General features: G+C 71.9%; 9 protein-coding genes. 6 read left to right on the top strand and 3 right to left on the bottom strand.

Annotated features, from left to right (window positions below; genetic code table 11):
• Positions 1 to 14: 14 nt before the first annotated feature.
• Positions 15 to 710, top strand: coding sequence for an LppX_LprAFG lipoprotein (locus L1857_RS08030; RefSeq protein ID WP_094006745.1), 696 nt, complete (start codon positions 15 to 17; stop codon positions 708 to 710).
• Here the strand turns inward: L1857_RS08030 and L1857_RS08025 are convergent.
• A complete protein-coding gene (locus L1857_RS08025) occupies positions 707 to 2,260 on the bottom strand; it encodes an alpha/beta hydrolase (protein WP_249464766.1) in 1,554 nt (517 codons plus the stop codon). The two genes, L1857_RS08030 and L1857_RS08025, sit on opposite strands and share 4 nt — an antisense overlap.
• Positions 2,261 to 2,282: 22 nt before the next feature.
• Positions 2,283 to 3,875: an alpha/beta hydrolase gene (locus L1857_RS08020; protein ID WP_240323266.1), complete on the bottom strand. Its 1,593-nt coding sequence runs from the start codon at positions 3,873 to 3,875 to the stop codon at positions 2,283 to 2,285.
• A gap of 114 nt (positions 3,876 to 3,989) precedes the next feature.
• Between L1857_RS08020 and secA2 the strand changes: the two genes are divergently transcribed.
• From secA2 to L1857_RS08005, 3 genes are all read left to right on the top strand, one after another.
• Positions 3,990 to 6,308, top strand: coding sequence for an accessory Sec system translocase SecA2 (gene secA2 / locus L1857_RS08015; protein WP_094006747.1), 2,319 nt, complete (start codon positions 3,990 to 3,992; stop codon positions 6,306 to 6,308).
• 33 nt (positions 6,309 to 6,341) lie between these two features.
• Positions 6,342 to 8,051 (top strand): NAD+ synthase, encoded by a 1,710-nt coding sequence (locus L1857_RS08010; RefSeq protein WP_094006748.1) that lies wholly within the window; start codon positions 6,342 to 6,344, stop codon positions 8,049 to 8,051.
• A 65-nt stretch (positions 8,052 to 8,116) separates the two neighbouring features.
• Positions 8,117 to 8,713, top strand: a complete 597-nt coding sequence (locus tag L1857_RS08005; RefSeq protein WP_116111471.1) for a DinB family protein — start codon at positions 8,117 to 8,119, stop codon at positions 8,711 to 8,713.
• Positions 8,714 to 8,859: 146 nt separating this feature from the next.
• Here L1857_RS08005 and L1857_RS08000 read toward each other — a convergent pair whose 3' ends face one another.
• Positions 8,860 to 9,393 (bottom strand): methylated-DNA--[protein]-cysteine S-methyltransferase, encoded by a 534-nt coding sequence (locus tag L1857_RS08000; RefSeq protein WP_094006750.1) that lies wholly within the window; start codon positions 9,391 to 9,393, stop codon positions 8,860 to 8,862.
• Positions 9,394 to 9,685: 292 nt separating this feature from the next.
• On the opposite strand from L1857_RS08000, the gene L1857_RS07995 reads away from it, so the two are divergent.
• Together L1857_RS07995 and panB are read left to right on the top strand one after the other, a co-directional pair.
• A complete protein-coding gene (locus L1857_RS07995; RefSeq protein ID WP_116111473.1) occupies positions 9,686 to 10,393 on the top strand; it encodes a maleate cis-trans isomerase family protein in 708 nt (235 codons plus the stop codon).
• A gap of 589 nt (positions 10,394 to 10,982) precedes the next feature.
• Entirely contained in the window at positions 10,983 to 11,843 is an 861-nt protein-coding gene (gene panB, locus L1857_RS07990; protein ID WP_116111474.1) for a 3-methyl-2-oxobutanoate hydroxymethyltransferase, read from the top strand.
• Positions 11,844 to 12,133 lie beyond the last annotated feature (290 nt).

Here is a 12,133-nt window from a genome sequence, read left to right as displayed (position 1 = left end):
CTACCGTTGGACGCATGCTCCGCCGACGCACCGCCGGTGTCACCCTGGCCCTGGTCCTGGCACTGTCCAGCGCCTGCTCGGCCGCTCCCGAGGAACCGCTCCCCGACGGGCGCGCGCTCGTGGACGCCGCGGAGACGAGCCTGAACGGGATCCGCAGCGTGCGCTTCGACTTCAGCGTCAGCTCGACCATCCCCGGCCTGGACATCCGCGAGGTCAAGGGGCAGGCCAGCAAGGACGGCGGGCCGCACGGCACCGCGATCGGGCAGGCGGACGTGCAGGCCTCGGCCGACCGGTTCGAGCTGGACTACGTGCTCGTCGGCGAGACGCTGTTCCTCACCGACACCAAGGGGCAGCAGCGGCAGGTCCCGGTGCCGGCCGACTACAACCCGATGACGCTGCTGGATCCCGAGCGCGGGCTGCCCAGGCTGATGTCCGACGCGACGGCGCTGAAGACGGAGACCAAGGAGGACGTCCTCGGCGTGGAGGCCTACCGGGTCACCGGTGAGCTGGCACGGGACGTCATCTCCGGCGTCATCCCCGGCATCCAGGCGGACGTGGACATCAAGTTCTGGGTCACCAAGGCCGAGCCGCGCAACCTGGTGCGCGTGTGGATCCAGGTGCCGCCGCGGCAGCCGAACGAGGGCGCGATCCAGCTGGAGCTGGCGCTGTCCGACCAGAACGTCCCGGTGGGGACCACGACCGGCGGTTAGGCCTGGCAGCGGGTGCCCGGGGCCGGCTGGCTGTTGTCGACGAGGTAGTCCAGGCCGGCCACGTCCACGCACATGTTGCCGTGCAGGAACGCGGTGTGCTGGGTGCCGTCGACGGTGAGCAGGCCGCCGTGGAAGACGTTCGCGAGGTTGACGCCCGCCTGGTACGGGGTGACCGGGTCGTTGGTCGTCGAGATGACCAGTGGTGGCGCGGCGGAGGTGACCGTCGGCCGGTGCGGCTGGGACGTGCTCGGCACCGGCCAGGACGCGCACACGTCGAGTTCGCCCTGGTCGGGACGGCCCCAGCCGAGGAACGGCGCGGCGTCGGTCATCCGCTGCCGGGACACCGCGGGGTCGCTCGCGCGCGGGTTGTCCCCGCAGCGCACCGCGTAGTAGGCGTCCTGCAGCGACGAGTACTTCCCGTCCGCGGCGCGCTCGTAGTAGCCGTCGGCGAGCCGGAGCAGGACCGAGCCGTCACCGCGCCGCAGCAGCCCGAGGCCGGTGTCGAGGAACGGCCACGAGTGGCTCGAGTACATCGCCTCGACCACGCCGGTGATCGCGTCCCGGTACGACAGCAGCCTGCCGTCGCCGGCCTTCGCCGGGGCGGCGACCAGCGGCTGCACCAGGTTCTGGAACTCCGCCGCCGCCTTCGCCGGGTCGCGGCCCAGCGCGCAGCCGTCGTGCCGGGCGCACTCGACCGCGAACTGCCCGAACGCGCGGGCGAACCCGGCGCCCTGCGCGACCAGCGAATCCGGGTCGTTCTCGGCCGGGTCGATCGCGCCGTCCAGCAGCAGCGCGCGGACCCGCTCCGGGAAAGCCTCGGCGTAGCTGTAGCCGATCTGGGTGCCGTAGGAGTAGCCGAGGTAGCTCAGCTTCGCGTCACCCAGCGCGGCGCGCAGGACGTCGAGGTCCTTGACCACGTCCCGGGTGCCCATGTTGGCCAGCATCGCGGTGCCGTGCTCGGTGCGCTGGGCGCACTTCGCCGCGAAGTCGCGTGCCTGTCCGCTCCACGCGGCCTCCGACGTGCCCGGGTTGCTCGCCCGCTCGGCGTCGCGTTCGGCGTCGGTCAGGCATTGCACGCGCGGACGGCTGGCGCCCACGCCGCGCGGGTCGAAGCCGACGAAGTCGAACCGCAGGCCGATGGCGTTGTTGGACACCGTCGGCACCAGCCGCGCGGCCGCCTCCATGCCGGACCCGCCCGGCCCGCCCGGGTTCATCACGAGCGAGCCGATCCGGTTGGCCGGGTCGAGCGCCTCGTGCCGCAGCACGCCGATGGTGATCGTCTCGCCGCGCGGGTTGGCGTAGTCCAGCGGCACGGTCAGCCGGGCGCACTCGACGCCCGGCGTGCGGAACGCGTCCTGGCTCGGCTGCCCCGTCGCATACGCGGCACAGTCGCCCCACGCGAGCTTCTGGTCGTAGAAGCGGTCCAGCGCGTGGGTGTCCGCCACCGGGGAGGGTGACGGCGGCGGTGCGGTGGCCTGCGGGGTGCACGCGGTCAGCGCGCCGGCCAGCAGGCCCGCGGTGATCAGCGTCCGGCAGCGGGAGAAACGCATCTCCCACATCGTGCCAGTCCGGTCACTGAGAGGTACAGCGCGTGCCGTCCGCCGGGAGCGTCCCGTTGATCAGGTAGTCGCTGCCGATGTCGTCCACGCACGAGATTCCCTGCAGGAAGACGGTGTGCTGGGTGCCCTCGAACGTCAGCAGCGCGCCCTTCATCGCCTTCGCGAGGTTCACCCCCGCCTGGTAGGGAGTGGCCGGATCGTTGGTGGTCGAGATCACCAGGACCGGCGGCACGCCGGCGACGTTCGGCTCGTGCGGCTGCGAGGTGTTGGGCACCGGCCAGTACGCGCACGGGTCCAGCGCCGCGCCGTTCGGCCTGCCGTCGTCGAGGAAGGGCGCCACCTGGTCGTAGCGGTTCTCCGCCTCGAGGATCTCGCGGCGATCGGTCACCGGCGGGTCGTCGACGCAGCGGATCGCGGTGAAGGCGTCCTGCGTGTTGGCGTAGCGGCCGCTGCTGTCGCGCTCGTTGTACTGGTCGGCCAGTGCCATCAGCGTGGTGCCCTGGCCGCTCTTCAGCTCGTTGAGCCCGGCGTTCAGCACCGTCCACAGCTGCTGCGAGTACAGCGCCTGGATCGCGCCCAGGGTGGCGTCGTCGTAGCTGAGGACCCGGCCGTCGCGCAGGCGCACCGGGTTGTCGATCAACGGCCGCACCAGGTTCTGGAACGCCTGCGTGGCGGCCGCCGGGTTCGTCCCGAGCGCGCAGTCGCGGCGGGCGGCGCACCACCTGGCGAAGTCGTTGAACGCCACGCCGAAGCCCTGGCCCTGCGCGACCAGCGACTCGACCTCGTCCTGGCTCGGGTCCAGCGCGCCGTCGAGCACCATCGCCCGCACGTTCCGCGGGAACGCCTCGGCGTAGGTGTAGCCGATCCGGGTGCCGTAGGAGTAGCCGAGGTAGGTCAGCTTCTCCTCGCCGAGCGCGGACCGCAGGACGTCCATGTCCTTGACGACGTCGCGGGTGCCCAGGTTCGCCAGCATCGCGGTGCCGAACTGGGTGCGCTCGGCGCACTTGTCGGCGAACTCCTTCGACTCGGCGTCCTGGCGGGCCACGCCGGCCGGCGAGCCGTCGGCCTCCAGGTCCTCGGCGCGCTGCTCGTCGCGCTCGGCGTCGGTCAGGCAGGTGACGTCGGGCTCGCTGGCGCCGATCCCGCGCGGGTCGAAGCCGACGAGGTCGAAGCGCTTGCCGATGTCGGTGTTCGCGACCTGGGACGAGAGCCCCGCGGCCGCGTACATGCCGGACGCGCCCGGGCCGCCCGGGTTGATCACGAGCGAGCCGATGCGGTTTCCGGTCGCCTTGTGCCGGAGCACGCCGATCGTGATCGTGTCGCCGTCCGGTTTGCCGTAGTCCAGCGGCACCGTCAGCCGGGCGCACTGGAGGCCAGTCCTGCCGAAAGCGGATCGGATGTCGTCGGAAGTCGCGTAAGGTTCGCAGTCGCCCCAGGTCAACGGCTGTGCGTAGAACCTGTCCAGCCCCGCGGGCACCACGCCGGCCGGCCCCGCCGACTCGGTGGTCACCGTCGGCGCCGGAGCAGGCGACGGCTCCGGCGAGGTGCAGGCCGCGACCGGCACCAGCAGGCAGGCGCCGAGGACGGCGGCGCGTACGGAGGACAACCTGGCTCGCTGAAGGAGGCGCACGTCGTGATCGTGCCATCCTGAGTGGGAACACAGGTGCACCGCCACCTCGTTGGCTGGTGGGTTGCGCGCGAGAAGGACAGGAGACCACGGGTGCCAGCACTGATCAGCCGAATGGGCAAGCGGCTTCGCAAGCTCATCGAGCGGCCGGGCAGCGTCGAGCTGACCAAGTACGAGGCACTGCTGCCGGACATCGAGGCGCTCGAACCCGAGCTGGAGGCGTTGAGCGACACCGAGCTGACCGAGCGCGCGGGCAAGCTCCGCCTGGAGGCCGAGCTCGGCGACCCGCAGCTGGTGGAGCTGTGCGCCCTCGGCCGGGAAGCCGCGCGGCGGGCGCTGGACGAGCGCGCGTTCGACGTGCAGCTGCTCGGCACGATGGGCCTGCTGTCCGGGCACGTGGTGCAGATGCAGACCGGTGAGGGCAAGACGCTGGCCGGCGCGCTGGCCGCGGCGGGGTACGCGCTGCAGGGCAAGCGCGTGCACGTCATCTCCGTCAACGACTACCTGGCGCGCCGCGACGGCGAGTGGATGAAACCGGTGTACGACCTGCTCGGCGTCACCGTCGGCTGGGTCGACGGCAGCCTCACCCGCGAGGAGCGGCGCACGGCGTACGACGCCGAGGTCACCTACGGCGCGGTCAGCGAGATCGGGTTCGACATGCTGCGCGACCGGCTCGTCACGCGCGCCGAGGACGTCGTCCAGCCCGACCCGGAGGTCGCGATCGTCGACGAGGCCGACTCGGTGCTCGTCGACGAGGCGCGGGTCCCGCTGGTGATGGCCGGTTCGGTCGACCAGGCGATCGCCGACACCGAAGTCGCCAACGTGGTCCGGCGGCTGCGGCTGGGCCTGCACTACGAGACCGACACCGACGGCCGCAACGCGTGGCTGACCACGGCCGGCGCGTCGGTCGTGGAGAAGGCCCTCGGCGGCGTCGACCTCTACAGCGAGTCCGGCTCCGAGCGGCTCGCGGCGGTCAACGTCGCCCTGCACGCGCACGCGCTGCTCACCCGCGACGTCGACTACCTGGTGCGCGACGGCAAGGTCGAGCTGATCAACGCCTCCCGCGGCCGGGTCGCCGAGCTGCAGCGCTGGCCGGACGGCCTGCAGGCCGCGGTCGAGGCGAAGGAGCAGGTCGCGCCCACCGACCGCGGCGAGATCCTGGACTCGATCACCGTGCAGGCCCTCATCGCCCGGTATCCGCAGGTCGCCGGCATGACCGGCACCGCGGTCGCGGTCGCCGAGCAGCTGCGTGAGTTCTACCGGCTCGAGGTGGCGGTCATCCCGCCGAACAAGCCGAACATCCGCGAGGACCTCGACGACCGGATCTTCGCCTCGCCGTCGCACAAGCTGCGGGCGATCGTGACGGAGATCCGCGAGGTGCACGAGACCGGGCGGCCGATCCTGGTCGGCACCCAGGACGTCGCCGAATCGGAGGAGCTGGCCGAGAAACTGGCGAAGGCCGACCTGCCGTGCGTGGTGCTCAACGCGCGCAACGACGCCGAGGAAGCCGCGATCATCGCCGAAGCCGGCAAGTACGGCGCGATCACCGTGTCCACCCAGATGGCCGGCCGCGGCACCGACATCCGGCTGGGCGGCGCGGACGGCAAGGACCGCGAACGCGTCGCCGAGCTGGGCGGTCTGCACGTCATCGGCACCGCGCGGTACCCGTCGAGCCGCCTCGACGGTCAGCTGCGTGGCCGGTCGGGCCGTCAGGGCGACCCGGGCAGCGCGGTGTTCTTCGCGAGCCTGAACGACGAGCTGGTCACCTCGAACGCGCCGGACGTGCCCGATGGCATCGACGCGGACGACTCGGGCGAGATCACCGATCCGGCGGCCAAGCGCCACATCGACCACGCGCAGCGCGTCGCCGAGGGCGTCGACCTGGAGATCCACCGCAACACCTGGCGCTACACGCGGCTGATCGAGCACCAGCGGCGCGAACTGCTGGAGTACCGCGACAAGCTGCTGCGCACCGACGCGGCCGCGGAGGCGCTGGAGGGCGAGAAGCGGTACGACGAGCTGGTCGAGAAGGCCGGCGAGGAGACGGCGAAGCAGGTGTGCCGCGAGATCATGCTGTACCACCTGGACCAGCTGTGGTCGGACCACCTCGCGTTCCTGACCGACGTGCGGGAGAGCATCCACCTGCGCGCGCTGGCGCGGGAGACGCCGCTGGACGAGTTCCACCGCATCGCGATCCCGGAGTTCCGCAAGATCGTGCCGAGGATCCAGGAGCGGTCCGCCGAGACGCTCGCGGAGGCGGAGATCAGCGCGGACGGCATCGACCTGGCGGCCTCGGGCGTGCGGCGGGCCAGCTCGACGTGGACGTACCTGGTGCACGACGCGCCGTTCGACGCGGGGTTCGAGGAGACGCTGCGGCAGGTGCGCAGCCTGTTGCGGCGCAAGAAGAACTGAGCCGTCCGCCGGGGTGTGACCGACAATGGGGTCATGCTCCGGATCGCGCTGGCCCAAGTGAACCCGACCGTCGGCGACCTCACGGGCAACGCGGCGCAGACCGTGACGTGGACCCGCAAGGCCGCCGAGGCGGGGGCGCACGTCGTGGTGTTCCCCGAGATGTCGCTGACCGGGTACCCGGTCGAGGATCTCGCGTTGCGGGGGACGTTCGCGGAGGCGTCGCGCGCTGCGTTGCGGGCGTTGGCTGCTTCGCTGGCTGACGCGGGTTGTGGCGAGCTGCTCGTGTACGTGGGCTACCTCGACGTGGACGCCGTCGGCCCGCGCAACGCGGCGGCGGCCCTGTGGCGGGGCGAGGTCGTCGCGCGGCAGTTCAAGCACCACCTGCCCAACTACGGCGTGTTCGACGAGCAGCGGTGGTTCGAGGCGGGGCGGACGCTGGACGTGCTGCGGTTCCACGGCGTCGACATCGGCATGGTGATCTGCGAGGACCTCTGGCAGGAGGGCGGGCCGGTGTCCGCGCTCGGAGCGGCCGGGGTCGGCGTGGTGGTGTCGCCGAACGCGTCGCCGTACGAGCGATCGAAGGACGACATCCGGCTGCCGCTGGTCGCGCGGCGGGCCACGGAGGCCGGTGCGCCCCTGGTCTACTCGAACCAGGTCGGCGGGCAGGACGACCTGGTGTTCGACGGCGACTCGTTCGTGGTCGGCGCGGACGGGTCGGTGCTCGCGCGGGCGCCGCAGTTCGTGGAGCACCTGCTGGTGGTGGATCTCTTCGTGGACGCGGTGGGGTGTGCGCCGGGGACGTACGAGGGGCTCGAGGTGCGGCGGCGGGTGCTGTCCGCGGATCCGGTGCCGGCGTACGAACCCTTGGCCGCGGCGGTGAGCAAGCCGTTGTCCGACGAGGCGGAGGTGTGGTCGGCGCTGGTCGTCGGGCTGCGGGACTACGTGCACAAGAACGGGTTCCGCTCGGTGGTGCTGGGGCTCTCCGGCGGGATCGACTCGGCGGCGACGGCGGCGCTGGCGGTGGATGCGCTGGGGGCGGATTCGGTGCACGGGGTGTCGATGCCGTCGCGGTACTCGTCGGGGCATTCGCGGGACGACGCGGCGGAGCTGGCACGGCGGCTGGGGTGCCACTTCCGGGTGGAACCGGTCGAGGACATGGTGCGGATCTACGTGGACCGGCTGGGGTTGTCCGGCCTGGCGGAGGAGAACATCCAGGCGCGGGTGCGCGGCATGCTCCTGATGTCACTGTCCAATCAGGAGGGTCATCTGGTGCTGGCGACCGGGAACAAGACCGAGCTGGCGGTCGGGTACTCGACGATGTACGGGGACGCGGTGGGCGGTTTTGCGCCGCTCAAGGACGTGTTCAAGACACACGTGTGGGCGCTGGCGCGGTGGCGCAACGCCTCGGCCGAGAAGCGGGGTGAGGTGCCGCCGATCCCGGAGAACTCGATCGCGAAGCCGCCGTCGGCCGAGCTGCGACCGGGTCAGCTGGACACGGATTCCCTGCCGGACTACGGGTTGCTGGACGCCATCCTCGACGACTACGTCGAAGGCGATCGGGGTTACGGTTCGTTGGTGGAGGCCGGGTTTTCGCCGGAAACGATCGATCGGGTGATCCGGATGGTCGACCGTGCGGAGTACAAACGCCGCCAGTACCCGATCGGTACGAAGACAACTTTCAAGGCTTTCGGGCGAGATCGACGGCTGCCCATCACGAACTGCTGGCGTGAAGGGGAGTTCTGAGGCCGGAAACTGTCGGACCCGGATGCCATCATTCCCCCATGACCCTCCTGGAAGGAACTGTTGTCATGGCTGGGAATGTCCGTCCGGTGGCCGACGAGCGCGACGGCCTGCTCACCTTTCTCGCGCAGCAGCGCCATGTCCTGCGGCTGGCAGCGCACGGTCTGAGCGACGAGCAGGCGCGGCTGACGCCCACGCGGAGCGCGTTGAGCGTCGGCGGGTTGATCAAGCACGTGACGAGCACCGAGCGGAGATGGATGGCCGCGGTGCTGCACCGGGAGAAACCGTTGCCACGACGGGAAATTCCGGCGTCCGCGGGCCGGGATGCCTTGGCGGGCTTCCGGCTCGGTGAGCGGGAGAGCCTGTCCGGCGTGCTGGCCGCCTACGACTCGGTGGCCAGGGAGACCGAGGAGATCGTCGGCGGGATCGAGGATCTCGGGCAACCGGTGCCGGCGCCGCGGGGCGTGCCGTGGTTCCCGGACGACGCCGACGCGTGGCCGGTGCGATGGGTGCTGCTGCACCTGATCCAGGAGACCGCGCGGCACGCCGGGCACGCGGACATCCTCCGGGAGCACATCGACGGCGCGACAGCCGTGCCACTCATGGCCGCGGTGGAGGGGTGGCCGGTCAGGCCGTGGCTGGCCCCGTGGCAACCGAGCGGTTGAGGGCGCCGCCGCTCGGGTCGCCCCGTCCTGTTCCCTCCGACGCGAAGAGCCCGTGTCCGTCCGCACCCTGCCCAGAGGAGGCCCTCCTGAACAACAGCCGCCACGCCGGCCGCCGGCTCCCGGTCGGGCGCGATCCCCCTCTCGCGTCAGAACAGAGTCGGCTGGACGTCGGCGCCTTCGATGATGAGCATCTGCCGCTTGGTCTCCACGCCACCGCGTGCGGAGAAGCCACCCATCCGGCGCCCGGCCGCCAGCACCCGGTGACACGGCACGACGATCGGGAACGGGTTGTGTCCCAGGGCCTGGCCGACGGCCTGCGCCGACCCCGGCATGCCGAGCCGGTGGGCGATGTCGCCGTAGGTGAGGGTCCGTCCGGGCAGGATGGTCCGCGCGATCTCGTACACGCGGCGGTTGAACTCCGGCACGCCCTCGTAGTCGAGGACGATCCCGAGGAGGTCCCGGCGCTCGCCGCGCAGGAGGGCGGTGATCTCGTCGATCGCGGCCTGGATCTCCGCCGGGGGCGTCGATTCGGTGGCTTCGGGGAAGGCTGCCTGCAGGTGGGCGCGCGTGGTCGCGGGGGCGCCGTCGGGCAGGCGGACGCCGGTCACACCGTGCTCGCCCCAGGCGATGCCGCAGTGGCCGATCGCGGTGTCGAAGAGCGCGTAACCGAGTGCTGTCATGGTGTCCCCTCAGGCCGACCGGTGCCGCCAACGTGTTCTTGATGACGGCGGTGCCTTGCTCCATCAAAGCACCGGTGAGCTCGGCCGGCGTGCCGGGGAGGAGGTGACGATCCGAGCGGTGCCGTCGAGGCGTGTGCCGATGACGAAGCCGGGGGGCGAGGCGTTCGTGGAGCGCACCCCGGTCCCGTAGGGCAGCCCAGGCCGTGTCGAGAGGAGTGTGGATCAGGGTTTCCGTATGTGTTGAAGCCAGGGTCTTGACGGTTCTTGCGTTGCCGCGCGGGTATCCGGCGTCATGGACACCTTGCGCGTCGGTGTGGTCGCGTCGTTCGACTTCACCCGGGACGACGAGATCCGCCGCTGGCTGCCCGAAGGGGTCGGGCTGGAGGTGCGCCGGACCGCCGAGGCCCCGGCCGACGACAACCTGACGATGGTGTCCGCGCTGGCCGACCCCGCGTACCTCACCGCCCCGGTCCGGGCCCTGTGCGGCACCGGCGTGGCGGCGATCGCCTACGCCTGCACGGCGTGCAGCTTCGTGGGCGGCGACGCGGGCGAACGCGCCCTGCGCGAGGCCATGGAGGCGTTCGGCGCGCCCCGGGCGATGACCACGTCCAGCGCGGTCGTCGATGCCCTGCGGAGCATCGGCGCCCGACGTCTGGCGGTCGTGCACCCGTACGCGCCCGCGGTCGGCAGGCGCCTGCACGCGTATCTGACGGCGCACGGCTTCGAGATCACCAGGATCACCGGTTTCGCCCTGACGGCCGACGAGGTCCCCGACGTCCAGCCCGACGAGGTGACCGACCTGATCCGCGAGGGCGACACCCCCGCGGCCGACGCGGTGTTCGTGAGCTGCACCGGGCTGCCCACCTACGAGGTCATCGCTCCGCTCGAGAAGGAGCTGGGCAAGCCCGTGGTGACCGCCAACCAGGCGACGATGTGGGCCCTGCTCCGCGCGGTGGGCGCAAACGCCCTCGGCCCGGGACAGCACCTGCTGACGAGCTGATGGGTTCCGCGCGGGAGCCGGCTCGCCAGCCAGAGGCAACGCTCGAGCCGAGCTCGCCAGCCCCAGCCGGTCCCGCATCGGGCACGCCGAACGGGACGCCATCACCAGCAGCCAGGCCACCACCGAACGAAAGCCCTACCGCCCCGCGGGGGGACACAGGCCGCGACGCCTTCGCCCAGCACCCGAGGCGCCACCGCACCAACCCACCACCCCCGCAGCGGGCACGCAGACCGGGACGCCCTCGCGCGGCACCCGAGGCGCCCCCAGAGGGCACGCAGACCGGGCCATCGTTGCCTGGGTGCGGAGGGCCATCCTTGCGCGGGAAGCGGCCGCTGGCGCCCTCCTCTCCCTCGCCGAAACGCTCGGTGTCTCGCCGTTTCGGGCCGGTCTGGCCGTCACCCGCGAGTTCGGGTGTGTCCCTTCGGCCACGCGTCCGCGGCTCCGCGTCGCCTGCCGGGGCCTGGATCACCGTCGTGTGAAGCTCATCGCAGGGGCTTGGGCTCCGTTGTTCCCCGGTGTCACGCTGGGTTTCCCAGATCCACGACCCGGGGACCCGACGAGGGCCTCGAGGGAAGGACGGTCGACGAAGATGTCCACCAACAGCGGCGAGACCGCGGCCCCGTACGGCTCCGGCCCGGCTTCCGGCGGCCCCGTGAAGAAGGTCCGCATCCCCCACCTGCAGGAACTCAAGCGCCGCGGCGAGCCGTGGCCCATGCTCACCACCTACGACATGTACACGGCCGAACTGTTCGACGAGGCGGGCATCCCGGTGCTCCTCGTCGGCGACTCGGCCGCCAACAACGTCTTCGGCTACGAGACCTCACTCCCGGTGACCGTCGACGAGCTGCTGCCGCTCGTCCGCGCCGTCACGCGCGCCACGAAACGTGCGCTCGTCGTCGCGGACCTGCCGTTCGGCTCCTACCAGCTCTCGCCCGAGCAGGCGCTGGCCACCGCCGTCCGGTTCATGAAGGAAGGGCGCGCCCACGCCGTCAAGCTCGAAGGCGGCCGCCGCTTCGCACCGCACGTCGAGGCCCTCACCGGCGCCGGCGTACCCGTCATGGGCCACATCGGTTTCACGCCGCAGAGCGAGCACAACCTCGGCGGCTACCGGGTCCAGGGCCGCGGCGAGGCGGGCGCGGAACTGATCGCCGACGCCCTCGCGCTCCAGGAGGCCGGGGCGTTCGCCGTGGTCATGGAGATGGTGCCGGCCGAGGTCGCGAAGCAGGTCACGCACGAGCTGAAGATCCCGACGGTCGGCATCGGCGCCGGCCCGGACTGCGACGCGCAGGTGCTGGTGTGGCAGGACATGGCCGGTCTGCGCCGCGGCAAGGCGCCGCGCTTCGTCAAGCGGTACGCCGACCTCGCGGGCGCCCTGTCCGGCGCGGCGACCGCCTTCGCGGACGAGGTCCGCCGCGGCGAGTTCCCGGCTGCCGAGCACGCCTTCCACTGATCACTGACGGCCCGGAGCGCGAGGGCCGCAGGCGCGGGCGGGCGCGGCAGGCCCAGACGGCGCGGCAAGACGGGCTCGGCGCAGCGCGGGCACGCCGGGTGGCGGCAGAGCGACCCTGCGCGGGTGGCGGCAATGCGGGGTGGCGGCAACATGCGCGGGTGGCAGCAACGCGCGCGGGTGACGGCAACGTGCGGCGGGAAGCAGCAACGCGCGGCGGGAAGCAGCAACGCGCGCGGGTGACGACAACCCGAGGCGGGAAGCAGCAACGTGCGCGGGTGACGACAACCCGA

The sequence above is a fragment of the Amycolatopsis thermalba genome, assembly GCF_023376025.1.
GTDB classification, from domain to species: domain Bacteria; phylum Actinomycetota; class Actinomycetes; order Mycobacteriales; family Pseudonocardiaceae; genus Amycolatopsis_E; species Amycolatopsis_E thermalba.
The sequence above is the reverse complement of the archived record's forward strand: the minus strand, read 5'-3'. Positions and strand labels throughout refer to the sequence as shown.